Raw genomic sequence first — 24,490 nt, forward strand, 5'->3', positions numbered from 1 at the left:
CATATATGGAATCATTATCCGGTAAACGTAAATTAATAGAATCAAAACCACTTAACTTTTTGGAGCGTGCGTATTTGCCTGCCATATTGAGTGGTTTAAGAATAACAGGTAAACACTTTTTCCGCAAAAGCGTAACTATTCGTTACCCGGAGCAAAAACGTGAATTTAGCGAAAATTTCCGTGGCATGCACTCGCTTAAGCGCGATGAAGAAGGCCGCGAACGTTGCACGGCCTGTGGTTTGTGCGCGTTATCATGTCCGGCAGAAGCCATTACCATGATAGCTGCTGAGCGTCAGCACGACGAAGAGCATTTATACCGCGAAGAAAAATACGCTGCCGTTTATGAGATCAACATGCTGCGTTGCATTTTCTGCGGATTATGCGAAGAGGCCTGCCCGAAAGAAGCGATTTATCTTGACGGCGACATCGTTCCATCAAATTATTTGAGGAAGGATTTTATTTATGGTAAGGACAAATTAGTGGAGGAGCCACTAAATCAATAAGGAAGTTTTATACCTTTGCCCGTCGTTTAACCGGGCATAGGTATTTTGTAATTATAAAGATGAATTTATTTTACTTTATCGCGTTTTTATCCATACTGTTTGCACTGCTGGTTATCTTTTCGAAAAACCCGGTTCATAGCGTATTGTACCTGATATTAACGTTTTTCACATTTACCATCCACTACGTTTTACTGAACGCACAGTTTTTGGCCATCGTAAACTTTATTGTTTATATGGGGGCCATTATGGTGCTTTTCCTGTTCGTTATCATGTTGCTTAACCTCAACAAGGATACCGAGCCGGTAAAATCAAGTCTTGTAAAATTTGCGGGGATAATCGGTGGCGCCTGTTTGCTGGTAGTTATTGTAGCCGCAGTTAAGGCCTTAGGCAAATCGGACCCGGTAATTTTAAAGCAAGCAGATCTGGGTTTGGTAAAAAACCTCGGTAAAATATTGTTTGGCCAGTTTTTATTGCCTTTCGAGGTATCGTCGCTATTGCTGTTTTCGGCAATGGTGGGCGCGGTTTTATTGGCAACTAAAGATAAACCAGTTAAAGCTTAATTATGGAAAGTTTATTAAACGGTATAAAAGTAGTTCCGCTGAACCATTACATCATTCTGTGCGCTATCATATTTTCGATAGGTGTAATTGGTGTATTGACCCGCAGGAACGCTATCGTAATTTTCATGTCGGTTGAGCTGATGCTGAACTCGGTTAACCTGTTGCTTACCGTATTCTCTGCTTACCGCGGAGATGCTACTGGTCAGGTGTTCGTGTTTTTCATTATGGCTTTGGCTGCTGCCGAAGTAGCGGTTGGCTTGGCCATCATTGTAATGGTGTACCGCAATACCAATTCGTTGGATATTAACGTACTGAACAGGCTGAAGTGGTAAAGAATAGAATCAAGAATTAAGAGGCAAGAATCAAGACGAGCCGAAAGGTTCAAAAGAATATATATATATAAATGATAAACAATTTACTCTGGCTTATTCCCATATTACCATTAGTTGGTTTTATCATCAACGGCTTGGGCAGAAATACCTTATCAAAAGGTGTGATAGGCTTTATTGGCAGTACAGTAGTGCTTGCTTCTTTTGTATTAAGCGTACTCGCCTTTTTACAGATCAACTCATCACATACCCCTATTGAGGTTACTTACTTTGATTGGATAAGCGTAGGCAGCTTAACTATACCATTCTCGTTCCTTGTAGATCAACTGAGCAGCATTATGTTGCTGATCATTACTGGAGTTGGTTTCCTGATACACGTTTACTCAGCAGGCTACATGCACGATGATGAAGGTTTTGGTAAGTTCTTCTCTTACCTTAATCTGTTTATCTTTTTCATGCTATTGTTGGTATTGGGTTCAAACTATATCATCATGTTCATTGGTTGGGAAGGTGTAGGTTTATGCTCATACCTGCTCATCGGTTTCTGGTACTCGAACGCTTCGTACTCCGATGTGGCAAAGAAAGCTTTTGTAATGAACCGTATTGGCGATCTGGGTTTCCTTATCGCGGTATTCATCATTGCGCAAACATTCGGCAGCGTTAGCTTCAGCACAGTATTAGAAGGCGCCGGTCACATGAAATCAGGTAACCCAACTTTAACTTTAATTACCTTATTACTATTTGTAGGTGCTACTGGTAAATCGGCTCAATTGCCACTATTTACCTGGTTACCCGATGCGATGGCCGGCCCTACACCAGTATCTGCCCTGATACACGCTGCAACCATGGTTACGGCAGGTATCTATATGATAGCGCGCTCGAACATCATGTTCACGCTTGCGCCAATTACGTTACACGTGATCAGCATTATAGGCTTAGCTACTATACTAATAGCCGCGCTTATCGCGATGACGCAAACAGATATTAAAAAGGTACTGGCTTATTCAACCGTATCGCAATTAGGATATATGTTTTTAGGTTTGGGCGTTGGCGCTTATACAGGCGCTTTCTTCCACGTATTAACACACGCATTCTTTAAAGCATTGTTGTTCCTGTGCGCAGGTTCTGTTATCCACGCCGTAAGCGGCGAGCAGGATATGCGTAAAATGGGTGGATTGCGCGGCAAGCTCCCGGTAACTTTTATTACAATGTTCATCGGCACATGGGCCATAGCGGGCTTACCACCTTTTGCAGGTTTTTTCTCTAAAGATGAGATACTGGCTCACGTTTACGAACAAAGCCCTGTATTGTGGGTGTTTGGCGTTATTGCGGCCATGTTTACATCGTTCTATATGTTTAGGCTGCTCTATCTTACCTTTTTTGGAAAGTTCAGGGGAACACATGAGCAGGAACACCATTTGCACGAGTCGCCATCATCAATGACAATTCCTTTAATGGTACTTGCAGTACTTTCTATGGTAGGAGGTTTCATCAATGTGCCGCATGTATTAGGCGGCCATCACTGGTTACAAAACTACCTTGCCCCGGTGTTTGAGGCAAGCACAAAAATACAAGAGTTGCACCCTGCAGAATTATCATCATCAACCGAGTGGATGCTGATGGGTATATCAGTAGGGGGAGCTTTTATCGCGTTGATATTTGCATACAGTAAATACATCAGCAAAGGCCACGTACCTGTTGCCGATACGGAGCAACGTTCACCATTGACAGGCTTAGCTTACAACAAGTTTTATATTGATGAGGTGTACGACTTTTTGGTTCGTAAACCGCTTGATGGCTTATCAGTATTCTTCTATAAAGTAGTTGATCTGATGGGTATCGATGGAATTGTGAACGGCCTGGGCCGTGGCTCGATAGAAGCAAGTAAAGATCTGCGTTTGCTGCAAAACGGTAACGTTGGTTTCTACATATTTATGATGGTGATTGGCGTGATTGCTGTATTGGGATATGGCATTTACAGCATAATGAATTTGATTTAAGGCATTACGATATATAAAATGACGGTTATTATTCTACTTTTTTTACCATTGCTTGGTGCCCTTGCAACCCTGCTGTTTAAAGGCGGAACCGCTAAAAACGTAGCGCTGTTATTTGCTGTTGCCGAATTTGCCATCGCTCTCGTTTTCTTGTCCAAATTTATACCGGATGCTACCAGTCAGTTTGGTGTTAACTGGGCCTGGATAGAACGTTACGGCATACATTTTAAAGCCGGTATTGATGGTATCAGTATGGTGCTGGTTTTATTAACCACGCTGTTAATTCCTATTATCATATTAAGCACTTTTAAACACGATTATAAAAATCCGAATGCTTTTTATGCCCTTGTGCTATTTATGCAGGCAGGGTTGCTATTGGTATTTACCGCCTTAGATGGCTTTTTATTTTATGTAGGCTGGGAAGCGGCTTTGATACCTATCTACTTTATCTGTACCCTTTGGGGTGGCGGCGATAGGGTGCGTATCAACCTTAAATTTTTCATCTACACCTTTGCGGGCTCGCTGTTTATGTTGCTGGGAATTATTTACCTGTATACCCAAAACCCTGCCCGTACGTTTGATCTACATGATTTTTACGCATTACATTTAAGCGCTCACCAGCAGTCATTTATATTTTGGGCATTCTTTTTAGCGTTCGCTATCAAAATGCCGGTATTCCCTTTTCACACCTGGCAGCCCGATACGTATACCGAAGCGCCAAGCGCCGGTACTATGTTGCTTTCGGGCATTATGCTGAAGATGGGTATTTATGGCGTTATCCGATGGCTGATACCAATCTCGCCATTGGGCTTTAGCCAATGGGGGCCAACCGCGATAGTATTGGCTGTGATAGGCATTGTTTATGCGTCGCTAATCGCGTTCAATCAAAAAGATGGCAAGCGTTTAATCGCTTATTCGTCCATAGCACACGTTGGCCTGATAGCGGCGGGCATTTTTGCCTGGGACATTCAGGGTATACAAGGCGCTATGATACAGATGCTCAACCACGGTATCAATGTGGTAGGCTTGTTCTTTATTATGGATATCATTAGCCGCAGGTTAAATACCCGTGATATTGATGCTCTGGGTGGCATTGCCAAAGTAGCGCCTAAATTTGCCATAGCTTTTTTAATTATTGTATTGGGTACGGTAGCCTTGCCATTAACCAATGGGTTTATTGGTGAGTTTTTATTACTGTACGGCGTTTATCAATATGATATTTTCTTATCCGCTGTAGCGGGGCTGACCATTATATTAGGTGCCGTTTATATGCTGCGCATGTACAAAAAAGTAATGCATGGCGAAGGCAATGCCCTAACCGCTTTGTTTACCGATATTACAGGTTATGAGCGTGTTGTTTTAGGGATAATTTGTGCCCTTATTCTAATTATCGGGGTTTACCCGCAATGTATCTTACACCTTTCGGAAGCCAGCGTGCGCGATCTGATAGAGCAGGTAAATCACAAAAAATTAATTTCAGTTAAGTAAACCATGAATACGCTTATCATAATTTCTGTTTTACCCATCATAATTTTATACCTGGGTTTATACAAAGCAAAAAAAGCTTTGTTACCGGTTACAATTATAGGTTTACTTACTGCCCTTGGTTTTGCCTGCGCCCAATGGGGCAATGAGCCGGCGCCAACATTCAGCGGTATGTTGCAGTTCAATAACTTTTCTATCGCTTTCTCGGCACTTACTATCGTATCTACCATATTGATCCTGCTATTATCTAAAGATTACTTTGAGCGTATCAGCGACCACGTAGCAGAATATTATGCCGTAATATTGTTCTCCCTTGCAGGTGTTATCGTTATGCTATCGTACCATAACCTCACCATGTTGTTTATCGGTATCGAGATCATGTCGGTAAGTTTATACATTTTGGCAGGTATCAAAAAGAACGATTTTGCTTCGAATGAAGCAGCCCTGAAATACTTCCTGATGGGGGCTTTCTCAACCGGATTCCTTTTATTCGGTATCGCCTTGATATACGGTGCATCAGGCTCGTTTGACCTTACTGATATCCGCAACTGGATATTGATGAACCCGCGCCATATCGATCCGTTATTTTATACCGGTATTTTGTTGATGATTGTTGGCCTTTGCTTTAAAATAGGTGCCGCGCCATTTCATTTCTGGACACCCGATGTGTACGAAGGTTCGCCAACCTTAATTACGGCATTCATGTCAACCGTAGTTAAAACAGCAGGGATTGCTGCCTTTTTACGCCTGTTTTCTACTTGCTTTAACCCGATATCAAGTTTTTGGGTGCCAACCTTATTGATCATTACTATGCTTACCTTATTTATAGGTAACATAACGGCCTTATACCAACAAAGCTTTAAGAGGATGCTGGCATTTTCCAGTATCTCGCATGCGGGTTATTTGTTGTTTGCCATTGTAGCATTAAACTCAAGCTCGGCAAACGCGGTGCTTACTTATGCTACAGCTTATTCTATTGCATCAATCATCGCGTTTGGTGTATTGATATTGGTAAGGCAGCAAGCAGGTACCGATAACTTTACAGCTTTTGATGGCCTGGCCAAGAAAAACCCTTTCCTGGCATTTACACTAACCGTAGCCATGCTTTCCCTAGCGGGGATACCTTTAACGGCGGGCTTTATAGGTAAATTCTTTATGTTCTCGGGGGCCTTGTCGCAATACCAGGTTGCTTTAGTTATCATAGCGGTTATTAATGCTATCATCAGTATTTACTACTACTTCAGGGTAATTGTAGCCATGTATTTTAATGCTGCAGAACCTGCCGAAGTAGCTGTGCCGCCATATTATACCTTTGTGCTGGGCTTTTCGGCTTTAGCTACTATTGTTATCGGGGTTTACCCGGTTTTGGTATCGGGCCTTATTTAATATCTGCCAAGCCTGCAAATTGATTTAATAATTTGTAGTTTTACTGGTAGATACTCTGAATGGAAACTTTCTGGGAACACCTGAAAAATTTAACGGATGCCGGACTACTACTAAGTGAGGGTGGCTTCTACCTGCTATTGGTTGTAGTGTTTGCCGAAACCGGCTTGTTTTTCGGTTTCTTTTTACCCGGCGACTACCTTTTATTCCTTGCAGGCGTTGCCTGCTCTACGGGGATGCTCGATATTTCTATCTATTTATTGGTAGTGAGCTTAATTGTGGCAGGCTTTTTGGGCAACTGGGTTGGCTATTGGTTTGGCTACCGAACGGGGCCCGTATTATTTAAAAGGGAAGACTCGCTCTTCTTTAAAAAACGATATGTGCATACAGCCGAAGATTTTTATAACAAATATGGGGGCATGGCATTAGTTATGGGAAGATTTTTCCCGATAATTAGAACTTTTGCGCCTATCTTTGCGGGAGTTGTAAAGGTTGATTTTAAGAAGTTTACCTTTTACAACTTAATTGGCAGTATTGCCTGGGTTACCACACTAACCCTGAGCGGATATTTTTTAGGACGAAGGTATCCACAGATTAAAGATTATTTACAGTATATTGTAATAGGTTTAATAGTGGTTACTACCATCCCCCTGTTAATCGCTTTTTTAAGGAAGAAGCTTTTACCGGAAACAAACGATGAAATAAATAATAAAACATAATACTACGAATGAGTACACAACACCCTTGGCACCAGGTTTCGCCTGGCGAAAATATTCCTACTACTGTTAATGCTATTATTGAGATCCCAAAAGGCTCAAAAGCAAAATATGAAATAGACAAAGATTCAGGATTATTAAAATTAGACAGGGTTTTATTTTCATCGGTAATGTACCCGGCCAACTATGGCTTTATACCGCAAACCTATTGTGATGATAAAGATCCGCTGGATATATTGGTATTATGCTCGGTTGATGTTTACCCCATGTCGATCATCGAGGCGCAGGTTATTGGTGTGATGCACATGGTTGATGGTGGCGAGCAGGATGATAAAATTATAGCGGTGGCAAAAAACGACATGTCGGTTAACTATATTAACGAACTAACAGAATTGCCGCCACACGCTATGAAAGAGATCGTTCGTTTTTTCCAGGATTATAAAAAGCTGGAAGGCAAGAACGTAACCATTGAGCACCTGATGGGGCAGCGTTATGCCTACAAGGTAATCAACGAAGCACTGGACTTGTATAAGTCCACATTTCCCACTCAACAAGTTTAAATGGAGCAGCCCGACCTTCATATAAGTGGTTTCTACATATTCGCTACACTGGCGTTAGTTGCGCTGAACGGCTTTTTTGTGGCAGCCGAGTTTGCCATGGTAAGGGTTCGCGGTTCGCAGATTGAATTACAGGCCAAAACAGGCAGTGCTGTTGCCAAAGTAGCCCGCACCATACTGTATAATCTGGATGGATACCTTGCCGCTACTCAATTAGGCATTACCATTGCATCACTGGCTTTGGGTGTTGTTGGCGAGGGTGTAGTTTCGGCCATTATGCTGAATGCTTTTTCGGCTATAGGCTTGGTTATAACTTCAAAAACCATTATTACCATAAGCCATATCGTAGCTTTTACACTCATCACGGTATTCCACATCGTATTTGGCGAATTGGCACCGAAATCGCTGGCTATTCAACGGTCGGTGCGTACTGTTTTGGCGGTATCGGTACCATTGCGGATATTCTTTGTTGTGTTTAAACCGTTTATATGGGCATTAAATACCTTCGCTAATTTTATATTGAAGCTGTTGGGCATTAACCCGGTTCCGGGAGGAGAGGCTCACCATAGCTCGGAAGAATTGCAGTATTTATTAGAGCAGGGTAAAGAAACCGGCGCGCTTGATTCCAGTGAGCATGAGCTGATACAGAATGTATTTGATTTTAACGAACGTGTGGTGAAGAACATTATGGTGCCGCGTACCAAAATATCGGGCGTTGATCTGAGCTCTACTAAAGACGAGTTATTGGAATGCATTATCAACGAAGGTTATTCCCGCATTCCGGTGTATGATGATGTGATCGATAAGATCGTAGGTATTGTTCACGCAAAGGACATATTGCCATTATTGGCACGTAACGAGGAGATTATTTTAAAAGATATTATACGCAAGCCATATTTCATCCCGGAAACGAAAAAAATAAACGACCTGATGGCCGAGTTGCAGCAAAAACGCATACAAATAGCTATTGTACTTGACGAGTTTGGCGGCACTGCCGGCATGGTTACTTTGGAAGATATTGTTGAAGAATTGGTTGGTGAGATACAGGATGAGTATGATGAGGAGAAGCCTATTGTTGATAAAATAAACCCACGCGAGTTTGTTATTAACGCGCTTGCACCTATTTATGATGTGAATGAGTTTTTACCACACGACCTACCTGAAGATGGCGACTTTGACACCGTATCGGGATGGTTGGGGCATATTTTTGGCAAGATACCCGAGGTTGGCGAGCAAAAAGAATCAAACGGGTATAATATTACCGTATTAAAAAAATCGGACCAGAACATCGAATCGGTAAAGCTGGAATTGCTGATCAATGATGACGATATGGAAGACTTGCATTAATCCATTAGGCTATGCAGCTTTTTTACACTCCCGACCTTACCGATAACTCCCCGGTTTATTATTTGAACGAAGAGGAAAGCAAACACTGCATCCGAGTATTACGCTTAAAAAAAGGCGATAAGGTACAGTTGATAGATGGCAAAGGCGGCTTTTACGAAGCCGAGATCATTGATGAGCATCCCAAAAGAGTAGCGCTTAACTTGTTGACCCAACAACAAGAGTTTGGCAAGCGCAACCATTACCTGCACATTGCTGTAGCGCCAACAAAAAATATAGAACGCTTAGAGTGGTTTTTAGAAAAAGCTACCGAGATAGGTATAGATGAGATATCACTCATTATCTGCCAGCGCTCGGAGCGTAAAGAGTCAAAAGCCGAGCGACTGAACAAGATCATCACTGCGGCAATTAAACAATCATTAAAAGCATATCACCCGGTATTGAACGAGGTAACGCCTTTTCAAAAGCTGATCATCAAACCCTTTTCGGGACAAAAGTTTATTGCGCATTGCGAACCCGGGGAAAAATTCGACCTGAAAAGTAAAGTTAAACCGGATGGCCGCTACATGATACTGATCGGACCTGAAGGGGATTTTAGTCCAAAAGAAATTGAAGATGCTTTGCAAAATGGTTTTGAACCAATAACTTTAGGAAATAGTCGTTTAAGAACAGAGACCGCCGCTTTGGGGGCCTGTTTCGAGATCAACTATCTTAACCGCTAAAATGAAACACTTATCTGCCATAGCTGTAATTTGCCTGTTGCTGTTTAGCAGCTTTGGCGATCCTACCTATAAAATGGCTAAGGTGAAATACAATGGCGGCGGCGATTGGTACGGCGACCGCACCGCGCTACCCAACCTGATAGCCTTTTGCAACGAAAACCTGAAGACCAATTTCCAGGCGCAGGATGAAACGGTTGAGGTTGGCAGCGGCGAGATATTCAATTACCCTTTTATTTTCCTTACAGGGCACGGCAACGTGATATTTACCGACCAGGAAGCACGTAACCTGCGCAAATATTTAGCCGGTGGCGGCTTTTTGCATATTGATGATAACTATGGTTTGGATAAGTTTATCCGCCCGCAAATGAAAAAGGTTTTTCCCGAGCTGGAGTTTGTGGAACTGCCACCCAATCACCCGATATATCATCAGAAGTACGATTTCCCTAATGGCCTGCCTAAGATACATGAGCATGATGGTACCCGTGCGCAAGGCTTTGGTTTGATATATAAAGGCCGCCTGGTTTGCTTTTATACTTATGAATGCGATTTGGGTAATGGCTGGGAAGACTTTGGGACCTACCCTAACGATACGCAGGAAGCAAGGCAAAAGGCTTTAAAAATGGGCGCGAACTTAATTCAATACGTTTTAACGCAATAATATGTACAAGATAAAGGTTAACGATAAAACAGATTTTAATGTTGAAGTAATGGCAAAGGCAACCACGATTAACGATGAGTTGGTAAATGCCGATGTGGTAAAGATGGGAGCTTCAGGCTATCATATTATCGAGAACTTTAAATCGTACAATGCAGAGGTGGTGAGCTTTAACCGCGAGGAGAAGACTGCCGAAATTAAAGTGAATGGCAACACCTATCATGTTAAAGCGAAAGACCAGTTTGATGCACTGTTAGACCAGCTTGGTTTAAGCAACCTGAACGCCAATAAGGTAAGCGATATAAAAGCCCCTATGCCCGGCCTGGTATTAAAAGTGTTGGTGAACGAAGGTGATGAAGTTAAAAAAGGCGATAGCTTGTTTGTACTTGAAGCCATGAAGATGGAGAATATCATCAAAGCCCCGGCAGATGCCGTAGTAAAAACCATAAAAATAAAACCGACCGATAAAGTTGAAAAAGGGCAGTTATTGATACTGTTTAAGTAGGCAGTCAACAATGTCATTTCGACCGTAGGGAGAAATGACATTCGTTTAAAAATATTGACCTACTTCTTATTCTTATCCGCGTAAGAAAACACCTTTTGCAGTAACGCTGTTGGGCGCGCGTTCAGGTTGGTGCGGATGTTTAATTCTTCTACGGCTATCTGTACAAATAAGCCTTCAATGGCTTTTTGCGTAGCATAATCGGCAATATCCGGGTTTACTCTGCTTACAAAGGGTATTTTGTTGTACAAGGTTGCGCCCTGGTTATAGTATTGGGTTGCGCCAACTTTGTTTAAGCTCACTTCAACAATAGGCTTAAATTTAGCAGTAAGCGCCATCGTAGTTACGCGTTTAAAGTATTGGGTAGCCGAATCGTTGCTGCCTAACAAAATGTTGGTTACATCCTGCAAAGTCATTTGCTTAACGGCATCAATAAATATAGGCTTGGCTTCTTTAGCTGCATCCTCGGCGGCACGGTTAAGGGATAGGATGATCTTATCACATAAAGCACCCTGTCCTAATTGCCTCAACCTTGATTCTACCTTTTGTGCTTCAGGCGGAAATAATATTTTAACAGCGGCATTGCCGAAAAAACCGTCAACGGCTGATAGTTGGGCTGAACTTTTGGTGGTACCTTGCTCCAGCGCTTGTTTTAAGGCAGAGCCTATTTCTAAAGTAGATGGTGTGCCGCTTGTGCTTCCGCCGGTTACTTTGTTAACCGCATTGTTTAAAGCATCGGGTAATTTTATTTGTGCTGAGCAACTGCAAGTGATTAGTATTGCGGCGGCGAAAGAGAACAGGCGGAAATTTTTCATGTAGATAATATTTGCAAATAATAAACCATAAAGGTTTGTACCTGCAAGTAACGAAATTATTGGCTTAAAATTACTTTTTTATTTAAACCGACCGTAGCAGGGTAAATACTAAACCTGCAATTAAAGCAGAAATAGGTATGGTAATGATCCAGGCCCAGATAAGGTTAATGGTAACGCCCCACCTTACGGCAGATATACGTTTTGATAAACCCACACCAATAATTGAACCGGTTAAAGTATGTGTTGTAGAAACAGGTATACCAAAACGCTCGGTAATAAATAAGGTAACAGCACCGGCGGTTTCGGCGCTTACACCCTCAAGTGGTGTTATCTTGGTGATCTTGGTACCCATGGTTTTAACGATCTTCCAACCGCCAGACATGGTACCTAATGCTATGGCACTGTAACACACCAACGGTATCCATTCCGGCATCGCATCAGAATGCTTCAACACACCTGCTGATATCAGCGAAACGTAAATAATACCCATCACCTTTTGCGCATCGTTACCACCATGGGCAAAGCTTAACGCGCCCGATGACACCAACTGTAAACGCTTAAACCATTTTTCGGCCTTTGAGGGGCGTGAATTTTTGCAGATGTGCAGAATAGCGATATTGATTACGTAACCTATTATACTACCGATAACCGGTGCCAAAAAGATAAAGGCGATAGTTTTAATGATAGGCCCCGAGTTGATGGCGCTAAAAGCGCTTGCACCCATAAACATAGCATTCGTCATACCCGCGCCGGCAAAGCCGCCGATAAGCGTATGCGACGAACTTGAAGGGATACCAAACCACCAGGTAATTAAATTCCAGGTAATGGCAGCAACAAGCCCGGCTAAAATAACATGCAGGGTAATAAAGTTTTCGAATACGGTTTTGGCTATGGTGTTGGCTACCTTATGGTCTTTAATAATAAAGTATGCCAGGAAGTTAAAAGCTGCAGCCCAAAGCACCGCCATAAATGGCGATAAAACCTTAGTAGAAACAACGGTCGCAATGGAGTTAGCCGCATCATGAAATCCGTTTATAAAATCGAATATGATAGCTAAGGCAATTACAACAACCAATAGTGTGGTCATATAAATGTTTTTATGATGTTTAGGCGTTCTTTACTAAGATGGTTTCCATTACGTTGGCAGCATCTTCGCACATATCTGTAGCGTTTTCAAGTGTTGCCAGTATCTCTTTGTACTTTATCAGTTTAATAGCATCTGTTTCGTATAAAAACAGGTCGGCAACGGCACGGTCAAACACATAGTCGGCCTGGTTTTCAATGCTGTTAATGCGGATGCACGAATCGGCTATATTGCGTACATTTTTCAGGTCTTTCAGTTCGCGTACAGCTTTTTCCATATCAACCGCTCCCTGTAATATCAGGTCGGCCAGTTTTTTGATGGGAACGGTAAAATCCTCAACAGCATACAGGTTCATGCGGTTTGCCGCACCCTGAATGTTATCAGCAACATCATCAATCGCGGTAGCCAGGGCATGGATATCTTCCCTGTCAAACGGGGTGATAAAGTTTTTGCCCAGCTCTAAATATATCTGGTGAGTAAGTTCATCGCCAATATTCTCCAATTTATCTATCTGCTTGTAAAGCTCATCGCGGGTAGCTGCGTTGTGTGAGTTAACGGTTTCTACCAAAACGGTAGCTATTGCTACCACATTGCTTGCGGCTTGCTCAAATAGGGGGAAAAACACTTTTCGGTCTTTTGGAACGAAATATTGGAATATAGAGTTTAGTGACATGTTATGGTATTGAGCAGCAAATATAAGTTGTCAATGTTAAGTTTATGTTAAGTGTTGGATTATAAAAAATGGCTTTAAATGGTCAAAATCTTATTTTTTGTTAACGATTGTTAACCGATTGCTGTTTTTGATTAACAGGGTGTACTTTTATCTTCATATCAGCAAAACAGTATGCAGCAAAAAAAACGCCCCGAATATATTATTACCGCTTTTGTGCTTATCGCATTGTCCCTTATCGGGATAATTGTGGTGCAAGGCTATTGGACATTAAATGCTTATCGTCAAACTAAAAAGCGGTTCGACAGGGATATCGATACCGCTTTGGTACGTGCCATTGGAGATTGCAAAGAAAGTTATATTGACTCGGTGCGGGTGGTGCTGATAAAACGGTTATCGTCACCTGAGATACAGATCAGGATTGACACTCAATTTTATCCCGGGCCTAAAACGTATGGCTACAATATACGGTTTTACAAAAAGGATATTGGTGAGAACATAAAAACGCGAACGATAGATGCAGGATTAGACGAAGCAGACTACAAGCGCTACAAACGAAGAGTACGATACCGGGATAAAAATGACCTGCCCCGTTTGCTTACCGAGATTGCTTTTAACGAACCTGAGGTAATGGCCCGGATATTGGGTTTATTAAAGGATATGGATATGAAGCAGGGGTCGTCAAATATTATTGATTACCTGCAAAATGATATGGACAAGGGTAATGCAGAAAGAATAAGTAAGAAAATACAACAGCTGATATATAACGGAGTGATCACTTTACCCCAAAACTACAGGCGGGCCGATAGCATAAAAATAGCGCGTGCATACAAAAGAGAGCTGAGGCGCATGAATATTACAGCAAACTTTCGGTTGGTTTTGCATGACAGGGACATATCACACAAAGCAGCGCGGGCGCGCTATAGCGAAACAGGACAGCATAGCTATAAATACCATGGCTTTGTTTATTTTGACCATGGCAATGAACTCACAACATTGAATGTACGGGCCACATTTAACAACCCGCAATATGCCATTATCAAAAATATGATGCTCACCATGAGCATGTCGGCCTTGTTGATACTGTTCACTACGGCTTGTTTTATTTATATACTACACACCATATTGCGGCAAAAAAAACTGGCCGAGTTAAAAGACGACTTTATCAATAACATGACGCATGAGTTGAAAACACCATTAGCTACCATTACTGTAGCTATTGAGGGACTGCAAAAGTTTAATGCACTGAACGATGCCGAAAAAACGCAGCGCTATTTAGAAACATCGCGCAATGAGTTGAATAAGCTGAATGACCTGGTAACAAAAGTACTCAACATTGCATCCTTCGAGAATAATGAACCCGACCTGAGCATAGAGGAGGTAGATATTGATGAAGTGATCAATGGTGTTATAGCATCTGAAAAAATGAAAGCCACTAAAACGGTAAATATTACCTATGCCAATGCAGATAAGGTGAGCACAATCCATGCCGATAAGCTACATTTTAGAAATGTGTTGCTCAACCTGGTTGATAACGCGGTTAAGTATTCGCACGATAGTGTGGATATTGCAATCGCGGTTTATAAGCAAGATGGTATGCTCTGTTTTGAGGTAAAAGATAACGGTATTGGCATATCTCACGAAAACATGAAAAATATATTCGACAAATTTTACCGGGTACCTACTGGCAACCTGCATAATGTAAAAGGAACAGGCTTGGGCCTGAGCTATGCAAAATCTATTGTTGAGGCGCATGGCGGCACACTAACCGTTAACAGCGAATTATACAGGGGCTGCCAATTTATTTTTACCTTGCCTTTAAACTAATGGAAAAAATAAAAGTATTGATGGCCGAAGACGAGCTGGCGCTGGCGCATATTGTACGCGAAAGTTTGGAAGAACGCGAGTTTGAAGTAATGCTTTGCGCGGATGGCGAGCAGGCATTAAAAAAATATAAAGAGTACAAGCCTGATATTTTGGTACTGGATGTGATGATGCCTAAAGCTGATGGCTTTGAAGTTGCCCGTAAAATAAGAGAAACCGACCGCAGTACCCCCATCATATTTTTAACTGCCCGTTCGCAGCCTAAAGATGTAGTAACAGGTTTTGAAGCCGGCGCCAACGATTATTTGAAAAAGCCTTTTAGTGTTGAAGAGCTGATTGTGAGGATAAAAGTATTGCTAAGTAAAGACAGGGTACTCAATACCCCCAAACTTTTTAAAGACGACCCTAACGAAGTGTTTAATATTGGCGGTTTGGTTTTTAAGCCCAATAAAAACAGCATTATAAACGGCGTACATGTACAGCAACTTACGTCACGCGAAAGCGATATTTTAAAACTGCTTTGCCGCAGCGAACAGCAAACCCTGTCGCGCGAAAAGTTGCTGAACGAACTTTGGGGGGATGATAGCTTTTTTAATGCCCGCAGCCTGGATGTGTTTATTACAAAATTGCGCAAATACTTAAAAACAGACCCATCGGTGCAGATCATCAATATTCGCGGCGTGGGTTATAGGTTGGTTTGGTAACTACCTCAAACCTATTTTGATCCTGCCGTTATCGCCATCCTTTGCTACCAGGTGCAATACAATGCCCTTGTAACGCTTTTTGGCAAGCTCATCCTTATCGGTGATGGTAGAATCCTTTTTTGGATTTCGCAGTGGTACATCAATAGCAATGTTTGTGCCTGTGGTAAAGCTGTAGGTACCCGCCACGTCAATGTTGAGCACACTCGAACTGATCTTCATCGGGTTAATGATCACCTTATCGCCACGCATATCAAATTTAGCGTCCAGGTTAGGGATAGAGATATTATCCAAATTACGGAACGGAAAAGCGAACTTGCCTATACCGTTAATGGGTTTAAAATTGATGAGGGAGGCATTCTTTAAATTAATAGTGGCATAGCCATTTACCGAGTTTGGTTTCATAACGCCCTTATCGCTAAGGCCACCTTTTATTTGTGCCTTGGCGGATAAGAAGCCCTTCAGGTTATCTGATGTGAGCGATGTTAGCCCGAAATTATTGAAGGCGTAAAAAAACTCATGTACATCCACATTGCTGATTATGGTGCTCAGGATAAATTTATTTTGATTATCCACCTGGTTTATCACCTGCGCGTTTAGTTTGAGCGAGCCGCCTGCATGCTTTACACTTACGTTATTAAGTACAAAACCATCTTCGGATAATAAGATATCTGCAGTGGCATTGGTCGCCAGAAATTTATTGTAATAAACCTTATCAACACGGATATGCATGTTGGCCTTGCCTTTATCCAACACATTGTACAATTGGTCTATAATATTACCGCTATTGGCAGTTTTGGGTTTGATGTTTTTACGGCTGTTCAAAAAACCAAGGAACTCACCCAGGTATAACTGCGGACTGGTTACCTGCCAGTTGAGCACAATCTTCTCAGGAGAGTTATAATACAGGTTGAGGAAATTATTTACCTTACCTTCCATCAGTACAATACTACGGCCACTTTGCACACGAATGTTTTTCAGGATAAGGTCATTACGCAAAAAGTTGAGCGACAGTGAACTATTGGTAAGCTGTAAACCACGGGATACATAATTAATGTTGGCATTCTTTAAATTGATAGTACCCGCGATAGCCGGTTTATTAATACGATAATCCACAATATCGGCCTTATACTTTAACCGAATATCGGCAATGCCGCTGCCAAATTTAACCACTTTGCCACCCATTAATGTATTGAGGTTAGCTATCGGGAAATGAGAAACGAAATTACCTGTAGCATAAGGTTTGGCAAAGTTGACAATGCTCCCTGTATCTATACTAAAAGGCAGGTTGCTGTACTTGCCGGTAAGGTGGAAAAGGTGGATAACCGAGTTCGAGTCGGTGTTCCCTTTTCTGCTGTCGCGATTATTTGTAAATACTCCGTTAAAACTGCAATCATTTATCACACCGCCGGGAATGGAAAGGCGATTGTTGCGCATAATTGCTTCTACATGTAAATAAGGACTGCCGCCACCAAAACTGCCCGAAATAGTAGCCTTAACATTAATAGGCCTGTCAAAGTTGAACTTATTTATGGTGGGCGTAATGTTTGCTGCCAAAAGCGATGAAGCATCGCGCCAAAGGATTTGTTTTGCGCCAACGTTGATCATAAACTCGCTGGTTTTTTTGCTTACCGCGAATTTGGCTTCCAGGTCGAACGGGATACTGCCTATTTCAAAGTTGCTGCCTTTAACGTTTATCCTTTCGGCTTTACCATCATAATCTGCAATGAGGTTGCCGGTCACAGTTTTATTTTTTAAAAAGCTGCCGTTCTCTGTTTTAAAAGCCATGCTTTTGCTCAGCAGGTTTAAACCGAGCTCAGCATGCCAGTTATCGCCATGATAATCTATTATTCCGTTCAATTGGTAAACATCATAACTAAAGAGTTTTTGCTTATGGTCATCATCAATAATAACAGTAACATTGGTTAAGCTAAATTTATGCAATTGTGCTGATGGCCCGCCGCTATCGCCATCATCCACTTTTGCTTTTTTAGAGCCTTTTTTAAATACAGCGGTATTACTGTAGCCGGAGGTGTCTGTGTACAGGTCAATCGCGGCATTGCTGATATCGATATGGTTAATACTAACAGTGCCTTTAAGCAGGGCAAGCATATTAACTGATACGTTCATTATTTTGGCATCTAACAAGGTATGATGATGTTCGGGGTATTTGCTATCCCGCAAGGTAACATTGCGCAATGACAAGGAAACATCCGGGAAATTAGTAAATACAGAAGGCTGTATATCGGCAATGGTTAACTTCCCGTTAAGGTTATGGTTAAGCTTTTTTGACACCAGTGCCAGTACATTGGCTTTGTTTGAGCTGATATAGATAAACACCCCGCCAATAACAAGGATAACGATAAGAATAAACAAACTCAGCACTTTTAAGCTAATCTTTAACCATTTCGGCATTTTCATAATTTATTATTAGAATGCCTTATCGGGCTTATTTGTTTTTAAAACTATGTGTTAATATAAGGTTAACTATGGCATTGATTTGACAACGTAACCCATTATATTATTGCATGATAGTAATTTTCTAATAAATTAAACGTACCTTTGCGCCAAAATTAAGGTAGCATTTTCATGCAAAAAATAAGAAACATAGCGATCATCGCACACGTTGACCACGGCAAGACTACGTTGGTTGATAAGATTTTACATAGCTGCGCCATCTTCCGCGACAACGAGGAAACAGGCGAATTGATTTTGGACAACAATGACCTGGAACGCGAACGAGGTATCACCATCGTATCGAAAAACGTTTCGGTAATGTACAAAGATGTTAAGATCAACATTATTGATACCCCTGGTCACGCCGATTTTGGTGGCGAGGTTGAGCGTGTATTGAAAATGGCTGATGGTGTATTATTACTTTGTGATGCTTTTGAAGGCGCTATGCCTCAAACACGTTTTGTTACCCAAAAGGCTTTGGCTTTAGGCTTAAAACCAATTGTAGTAGTAAACAAGGTAGATAAAGAAAACTGCCGCCCTGAAGAAGTTTACGAACAAATTTTTGAATTGTTCTTTAACCTTGATGCAACCGAAGAGCAATTGGATTTCCCGGTTATTTACGGTTCGTCAAAACAAGGTTGGATGAGCACCGACTACAAACAAAAAACAGAAGATATCTTCCCGTTAATGGATGCTATTTTGGCTAACATTCCGCCGGCGCCTATTGAAGAAGGTACTTTGCAAATGCAGATCACATCGTTAGATTATTCGTCTTTCGTAGGTCGTATCGCTATAGGCCGCGTTGCCCGTGGTACTATAAAAGAGAACATGCCGGTATCATTGGTAAAACGCGATGGCACTATCCAAAAATCGAGAATAAAAGAACTATATACTTTTGAAGGTTTGGGTAAAGTTAAAGCTACATCGGTAAGCAGCGGCGATATTTGCGCTGTTGTAGGTATTGAAGGTTTTGACATTGGCGATACCATTGCCGATTTTGAGAACCCCGAGCAACTGGCTGTTATTAAAATTGATGAGCCTACCATGAATATGTTGTTTACCATTAACAACTCACCGTTTTTTGGTAAAGAAGGTAAATTTGTAACATCACGTCACTTACGCGATCGTTTGTACAAAGAGATGGAAAAGAATCTGGCTTTGAAGGTTGTTGAAACCGAATCGCCTGATGCTTACCTGGTGTATGGCCGTGGTATCCTCCACTTGTCGGTATTGATCGAGACCATGCGTCGCGAAGGATACGAGATACAGGTAGGCCAGCCACAGGTTATCATAAAAGAAATTGATGGTGTTAAATGTGAGCCTATCGAAACTTTGATAGTTGACGTACCTGCCGAAGTATCGGGTAAAGTAATCGAGTTGGTAACACAACGTAAAGGCGAGATGCTGATCATGGAGCCTAAAGGCGATTTGCAGCATTTGGAGTTTGATATCCCTGCGCGTGGTATCATTGGTTTACGTAACAACGTATTAACCGCTACCGGTGGCGAGGCTATTATGGCACACCGCTTTAAAGCTTACGAGCCTTGGAAAGGTACTATCCCCGGCCGTTTAAATGGTGTATTGGTATCAATGGATACCGGTAAAACTACCGCTTTCGCAATTGATAAATTGCAAGATCGTGGTCGTTTCTTTATCGATCCGGGAGCAGATATTTACGAAGGACAGGTTTTAGGCGAGCACATCCGCGATAACGATCTGGTAATTAACTTAACCAAAGGCAAGCAGTTAACCAACATGCGTGCATCAGGCAGCGATACCAACGTGCGTATTGCACCGGCTATCAAATTCTCGTTAGAGGAAGCGATGGAATACATCCAGGCTGATGAGTATATTGAAATTACCCCGGTTGCTATGCGTTTACGTAAAATTTACCTGAACGAAGGCGAGCGCCGCAACAACGCTAAAAAGTTTACTAATCAATAATTAGCGTTTAATATAATTAAAAGAGGCAAGCCGAAAAGCTTGCCTCTTTTTTTTGGAGTAATATTTAAGGCTATTAAATAAATATGTGTAAAGGCAAGTAGCCTTTAAAATTGCTTTGCCGGTAATTAATGATAATTTTGGCCAATCGCATGTTAAGCCCCGATCATAAAATCAGCATACTAACCGTTACCTACGGCAACAGGTGGCAGTACCTGCAGGTATTAATTAAATACGCTTTAAGCCATAGTAATGTGGCGGAAGTGGTTGTGGTTGATAATGCATCTGCATACAGCGTTGCCGACCGGGTTAACGAATTTAACGATGCCAGGATAAAAGTAATCAGCAATACTGAAAATGAAGGTTCGGCCGGCGGGTATAACGCAGCCATAAACCAGGCCTATCAAAGTAATTGTGCCAACTTATTTTTCATGCTTGACGATGATAACCTACCCGCCGCAGGTGTGATTGATACTTTGATTTCCGAATGGGACGCGACCGAATTGCCAAACAATAAAAAAGCTTTGTTTTGCCTGCGCGAAGACAGGGCCGTACACATCAAAATAGCCAAAGGTGAAGACCCCTACAGGTATTACCTTGTTGCCAATAATTTTTTAGGCTTCAGTGTTTTTCGGGTATTTCAAAATCAACTATTCAAACTAAGGGATAAATTTAAACAGAACAGCCCGTATCTGCCACGTGTTAAAATGCCTTATGTGCCTTATGGTGGTTTAATGTTCCACCGAAGCCTTATTGCCGATATTGGCTTGCCTGATCGGAATATGTTTGTCTATGTCGATGATTCTGAATACACTTATCGTATCACACAAAATCACGGAACAATATGGCTCATCCCGTCATGTCGCATATCCGACCTTGAACAATCCCAAGGCATTGGCTATAAAAAAAGGCTGTTTCACTCGCCACTGTTAGATCAATGGAACTTTCGCACCTATTATCATGTGCGCAACCGTATGTATTTTTATTCGAGAGTAGCCATAAAGAACAAGATAGTGTTCCAAATAAATAAAACTTTGTACTTAACTTACTTACAAATTGTAAGTTTGCTATCTTCAAAAGTTAAGGAATATAAAAAATTAGTGCTGGCAATAAATGATGGCCTCGCCGGTAAATTAGGCAAGGCTGATAACGATAGATTTTAATGAGCGATTTAAAAAGATACCACATGATACAGGAATGTATCAACGTTTTAAGAAAAAAAAGAAAAGTAAATTATTTTGAAATAGGCGTTCAAACCGGTTTTTGTTTTTTTAAGATAAAAGCGGATAAAAAAGTAGCTATTGATCCTAACTTTATCATTAAGCCAACTAAAAAGATACGAGCCTATATTAAAAACCTGTCCAATTTTAATAATCGGTTCTTTGAGCTTACCAGTGATGATTTTTTTGCTCAGCAAAAAGACTACATTAAAAAGATAGGTGGTATTGATGTTATTTTTGTTGACGGCCTGCATTTATTTGAACAAACCTATTTGGATATTGTGAACGCCCTGCAATACCTGAACAAGGATGGTGTTATTTTAATACACGATTGTAACCCGCTAACCCTTGCCGCTTCAATACGGGCATATACCTCAGAAGAAGCCGCGCGCATTGCGCCTGCAGGCTGGGCGAATATTTGGAATGGCGATGTTTGGAAATCAATAGCAAAGCTGCGCTCAGAGCGCGAAGACCTCGAAATTATGGTATTCAATACCGATCACGGCATGGGTATGGTAAGGCCCGGTAAGCCCGAAGCTATGCTGCATTATACTGATGAACAGATTGAGGCCTTGTCTTACAACGACCTGGATGCAGACCGCGAAAAAATACTAAACCTTAAAGATCCGGCTACCTTCACCGGTTTTATTAAAAAGTTTGCGGCTACCTTATAGTATTGATACTGTTGCCAACTAAAAGAAAAACTCTGATCACAGATGCAGCATGGGGATAGTTAAAAAGCAGGTTTATAAAAATGCCTTCATATCGTACACCGGTATGGTTATCGGCTATGTTAACCTTGTTATACTATACCCGCTTTTTTTGAGCACCCAGCAATTAGGGCTTTACGTGTTACTTATCGGCCTGTCCGTTATCTACTCGCTTATCGCTTCAATGGGTGTGCCCGCCACTATCCTGCGTTATTTCCCATTCTTTCGCACCGAAGACCGTAAACACAACGGCTTTGTTTGGTGGATACTGGGTTTATCGCTCATTGGTTTTGCCGCGTCAACGCTTATTTACCTGGTAGCAAAGCCGCTTATCGTATCTTATTATATTGATCAGTCGCCTTTGTTTGTTCAATACTTTTATCTGTTAATACCCCTTGCGGGTTTTACCATTTTATATAACCTGCTCGAAGCTTTCGGGAAAGCCATATATCAATCCGTATTTTCAAGCTTTTTAAAAGAGATCGGGCTTAAGCTTTTAACAACCATCGGCATCATAGCCTTTGCACAAAAATGGATCAGCTTTGAAGAGTTTATCATATTGTATATATGTTTTAACGGTGTAATTTCTATTTGTTTATTAATTAGTCTGGCGCTGTCAAAACGGTTCTATTTAGGGTTAAGTAAAGTAAGTTTCCAATCAGTAAAAAAGCGCGATGTAATTAATTATGGCTTGTTTACCTTAATGGCCGGCAGCGTATATGTATTGCTAACCAAGATAGATATTGTTATGCTTGGCGCGATGGTTGGATTATCGGTAACCGGGGTGTATGGTTTTTATGCAAACATTGCCATTGTAATTAATGTACCTGCAGCCGCGCTTAGCCGAACTACGTATCAAATTGTTGCCGATGCGTGGCGATCAAATAATCTCAAAAGCATTGCCGATGTTTATTATAAAACATCCATTATACAACTGGTAATTGGCAGCCTGTTGTTTATAGGAGTAATTATCAACAAGCAGAACTTGTTTGCCATCATCCATAAAAAAGAATATATCGATCAGTTTAATTTGTTTCTTGTAATGGGCCTTACGTACCTTATTGATATTACCGGGGGCTTAAATACGCACATCATCAATACATCAACCAAATACCGTATGCTTACCGTGGTAGTTGCCCTGGCTTGCATTGTTTGTATTGGCTTAACCTATTTGCTTATACCTGTTTATGGCGGCATGGGAGCGGCATTCGCTTATCTCATTACCATGGCCGCCTTTAACTTTTTCAACTGGTTTTATATTAAGCGCCGTTTTAAAATGCAGCCCTTTACTTATAAGCATTTAGTAGTTATTGTTATAGCCATTGCCAGCTATTTTTTAGGCAAATATATTTGGCTGATGCCCAATGTTTACCTGGATATTGTTGTGAGGAGCAGCATAACAACCGTATTTTACACCGTACTATGCTATTACTTACACGTGTCGGATGATTTGAATGAGAAGGTACACACCACACTCAATAAACTAGGCCTGGGCAAACGTTAAACATATTTTCCATTCATTATTATCTTTGTGCCATGGGCGATCAAAATTCTGTTAGTGTTAATGTTAAAGCCGCGTATGATGAGTGTTACGAAAAAGATAACGATGGTTGGCGTTTGCTTGGCGCTAAATATAAAGTGCAGCATATTATTGATGTATGCAAAGGCTATACTTTTAACTCGATACTGGAAGTTGGTGCCGGCGATGGCAGTATTTTAAAGCTTTTGTCCGATCAAAATTTTGCTAAAAAATATTCCGCGGTCGAAATTTCTGAAAGCGGGGTGAACCGCATTAAAGCGCTTAATATAAAAGGACTGGAACTGGTGCAAATGTTCGACGGTTATCATTTACCTTTTCGGGACGATGAGTTCGACCTGGTGGTCCTTTCGCATGTTCTGGAACACGTAGAACATGAGCGCCTGTTACTGCGTGAGCTGAAACGTGTTGCCAAAATGTGCCTGATAGAAGTGCCCATTGATTATAAAGATGGTGTTGATAATCGCATTAAACACTTCCTGGCTTACGGCCATATCAATATGTATACGCCAACCAGTGTGCGGTATTTATTACTGACCGAAGGTTTTAAGGTGATAAATGACCTGACATCGATGATAGAACCCGAGGTTACACGCTTTAACACCTATATTAACCAAAAGAAAAGCAAGAGCATTGTTACCGACCTGAAAATAACTGCAGAATACGGCGCTAAAAAGCTGTTATGCTCGTTATTTGGTAAAGATATGCAGGAAAAACGCGCCAGCGCGTATACTATACTTTGCAGTAAAGAAGGCGAGAACCTTAAAATATTTTAATT

23 protein-coding genes are annotated in these 24,490 nt (G+C 41.4%); 19 read left to right on the plus strand and 4 right to left on the minus strand.

Features of this window, described 5'->3' with window-relative positions:
* Positions 1–5 precede the first annotated feature (5 nt).
* The 12 genes from KXQ82_RS12350 to KXQ82_RS12405 all read left to right on the plus strand — a co-directional run bounded on the left by KXQ82_RS12350 (position 6) and on the right by KXQ82_RS12405 (position 10,756).
* The gene (locus KXQ82_RS12350) at positions 6–503 is read left to right on the plus strand and encodes a NuoI/complex I 23 kDa subunit family protein (RefSeq protein ID WP_219488684.1); all 498 of its coding nucleotides are present in this window, start codon (positions 6–8) and stop codon (positions 501–503) included.
* A gap of 59 nt (positions 504–562) precedes the next feature.
* The gene (locus tag KXQ82_RS12355) at positions 563–1,063 is read left to right on the plus strand and encodes an NADH-quinone oxidoreductase subunit J family protein (RefSeq protein WP_219488685.1); all 501 of its coding nucleotides are present in this window, start codon (positions 563–565) and stop codon (positions 1,061–1,063) included.
* A 2-nt stretch (positions 1,064–1,065) separates the two neighbouring features.
* Positions 1,066–1,395 carry an NADH-quinone oxidoreductase subunit NuoK gene (gene nuoK, locus KXQ82_RS12360; RefSeq protein WP_219488686.1) on the plus strand — a complete coding sequence of 110 codons (330 nt, stop codon included), beginning with the start codon at positions 1,066–1,068 and terminating at the stop codon, positions 1,393–1,395.
* A 74-nt stretch (positions 1,396–1,469) separates the two neighbouring features.
* Entirely contained in the window at positions 1,470–3,392 is a 1,923-nt protein-coding gene (gene nuoL, locus KXQ82_RS12365) for an NADH-quinone oxidoreductase subunit L (RefSeq protein WP_219488751.1), read from the plus strand.
* 18 nt (positions 3,393–3,410) lie between these two features.
* The gene (locus KXQ82_RS12370) at positions 3,411–4,877 is read left to right on the plus strand and encodes a complex I subunit 4 family protein (protein ID WP_219488687.1); all 1,467 of its coding nucleotides are present in this window, start codon (positions 3,411–3,413) and stop codon (positions 4,875–4,877) included.
* A 3-nt stretch (positions 4,878–4,880) separates the two neighbouring features.
* Positions 4,881–6,260: an NADH-quinone oxidoreductase subunit N gene (locus KXQ82_RS12375; RefSeq protein ID WP_219488688.1), complete on the plus strand. Its 1,380-nt coding sequence runs from the start codon at positions 4,881–4,883 to the stop codon at positions 6,258–6,260.
* A 59-nt stretch (positions 6,261–6,319) separates the two neighbouring features.
* Positions 6,320–6,976 (plus strand): DedA family protein, encoded by a 657-nt coding sequence (locus KXQ82_RS12380; protein WP_219488689.1) that lies wholly within the window; start codon positions 6,320–6,322, stop codon positions 6,974–6,976.
* 8 nt (positions 6,977–6,984) lie between these two features.
* Entirely contained in the window at positions 6,985–7,533 is a 549-nt protein-coding gene (locus KXQ82_RS12385; RefSeq protein ID WP_219488690.1) for an inorganic diphosphatase, read from the plus strand.
* Positions 7,534–8,877, plus strand: coding sequence for a hemolysin family protein (locus KXQ82_RS12390; RefSeq protein ID WP_219488691.1), 1,344 nt, complete (start codon positions 7,534–7,536; stop codon positions 8,875–8,877). It begins immediately after the preceding gene.
* An 11-nt stretch (positions 8,878–8,888) separates the two neighbouring features.
* Positions 8,889–9,596: a 16S rRNA (uracil(1498)-N(3))-methyltransferase gene (locus tag KXQ82_RS12395; RefSeq protein WP_219488692.1), complete on the plus strand. Its 708-nt coding sequence runs from the start codon at positions 8,889–8,891 to the stop codon at positions 9,594–9,596.
* A gap of 1 nt (position 9,597) precedes the next feature.
* Complete coding sequence (locus tag KXQ82_RS12400; RefSeq protein WP_219488693.1) at positions 9,598–10,254, plus strand: DUF4159 domain-containing protein; 657 nt, start codon at positions 9,598–9,600, stop codon at positions 10,252–10,254.
* Between the two features lies 1 nt (position 10,255).
* Positions 10,256–10,756, plus strand: a complete 501-nt coding sequence (locus tag KXQ82_RS12405; protein WP_219488694.1) for a biotin/lipoyl-containing protein — start codon at positions 10,256–10,258, stop codon at positions 10,754–10,756.
* A gap of 59 nt (positions 10,757–10,815) precedes the next feature.
* Here the strand turns inward: KXQ82_RS12405 and KXQ82_RS12410 are convergent, their stop codons facing one another.
* The 3 genes from KXQ82_RS12410 to KXQ82_RS12420 all read right to left on the minus strand — a co-directional run bounded on the left by KXQ82_RS12410 (position 10,816) and on the right by KXQ82_RS12420 (position 13,325).
* Positions 10,816–11,568: a DUF4197 domain-containing protein gene (locus KXQ82_RS12410; RefSeq protein ID WP_219488695.1), complete on the minus strand. Its 753-nt coding sequence runs from the start codon at positions 11,566–11,568 to the stop codon at positions 10,816–10,818.
* Between the two features lie 82 nt (positions 11,569–11,650).
* The gene (locus tag KXQ82_RS12415; RefSeq protein ID WP_219488696.1) at positions 11,651–12,655 is read right to left on the minus strand and encodes an inorganic phosphate transporter; all 1,005 of its coding nucleotides are present in this window, start codon (positions 12,653–12,655) and stop codon (positions 11,651–11,653) included.
* A gap of 19 nt (positions 12,656–12,674) precedes the next feature.
* Complete coding sequence (locus tag KXQ82_RS12420) at positions 12,675–13,325, minus strand: DUF47 domain-containing protein (protein ID WP_219488697.1); 651 nt, start codon at positions 13,323–13,325, stop codon at positions 12,675–12,677.
* 171 nt (positions 13,326–13,496) lie between these two features.
* Between KXQ82_RS12420 and KXQ82_RS12425 the strand changes: the two genes are divergently transcribed.
* Together KXQ82_RS12425 and KXQ82_RS12430 are read left to right on the plus strand one after the other, a co-directional pair.
* On the plus strand, positions 13,497–15,149 hold the full coding sequence (locus KXQ82_RS12425) for a sensor histidine kinase (protein ID WP_219488698.1): 1,653 nt from the start codon (positions 13,497–13,499) through the stop codon (positions 15,147–15,149).
* Positions 15,149–15,850: a response regulator transcription factor gene (locus KXQ82_RS12430; protein WP_219488699.1), complete on the plus strand. Its 702-nt coding sequence runs from the start codon at positions 15,149–15,151 to the stop codon at positions 15,848–15,850. Before KXQ82_RS12425 ends, KXQ82_RS12430 begins: the two co-directional genes overlap by 1 nt.
* Here the strand turns inward: KXQ82_RS12430 and KXQ82_RS12435 are convergent, their stop codons facing one another.
* Entirely contained in the window at positions 15,851–18,268 is a 2,418-nt protein-coding gene (locus tag KXQ82_RS12435; RefSeq protein WP_255563639.1) for an AsmA family protein, read from the minus strand. It lies immediately after the preceding gene.
* Between the two features lie 168 nt (positions 18,269–18,436).
* Here KXQ82_RS12435 and typA point away from each other — a divergent pair, with 168 nt between their 5' ends.
* The 5 genes from typA to KXQ82_RS12460 all read left to right on the plus strand — a co-directional run bounded on the left by typA (position 18,437) and on the right by KXQ82_RS12460 (position 24,488).
* Complete coding sequence (typA, locus tag KXQ82_RS12440) at positions 18,437–20,248, plus strand: translational GTPase TypA (protein WP_219488700.1); 1,812 nt, start codon at positions 18,437–18,439, stop codon at positions 20,246–20,248.
* A gap of 128 nt (positions 20,249–20,376) precedes the next feature.
* On the plus strand, positions 20,377–21,408 hold the full coding sequence (locus KXQ82_RS12445) for a glycosyltransferase family 2 protein (RefSeq protein WP_255563640.1): 1,032 nt from the start codon (positions 20,377–20,379) through the stop codon (positions 21,406–21,408).
* A complete protein-coding gene (locus KXQ82_RS12450; protein WP_219488701.1) occupies positions 21,408–22,139 on the plus strand; it encodes a class I SAM-dependent methyltransferase in 732 nt (243 codons plus the stop codon). The genes KXQ82_RS12445 and KXQ82_RS12450 overlap by 1 nt, the downstream gene beginning before the upstream one ends.
* Before the next feature lie 49 nt (positions 22,140–22,188).
* Entirely contained in the window at positions 22,189–23,679 is a 1,491-nt protein-coding gene (locus tag KXQ82_RS12455) for a lipopolysaccharide biosynthesis protein (RefSeq protein WP_219488702.1), read from the plus strand.
* Between the two features lie 32 nt (positions 23,680–23,711).
* On the plus strand, positions 23,712–24,488 hold the full coding sequence (locus KXQ82_RS12460; RefSeq protein ID WP_219488703.1) for a class I SAM-dependent methyltransferase: 777 nt from the start codon (positions 23,712–23,714) through the stop codon (positions 24,486–24,488).
* Positions 24,489–24,490 lie beyond the last annotated feature (2 nt).

This window comes from Mucilaginibacter rivuli, from assembly GCF_019391655.1.
Lineage (GTDB): Bacteria > Bacteroidota > Bacteroidia > Sphingobacteriales > Sphingobacteriaceae > Mucilaginibacter > Mucilaginibacter rivuli.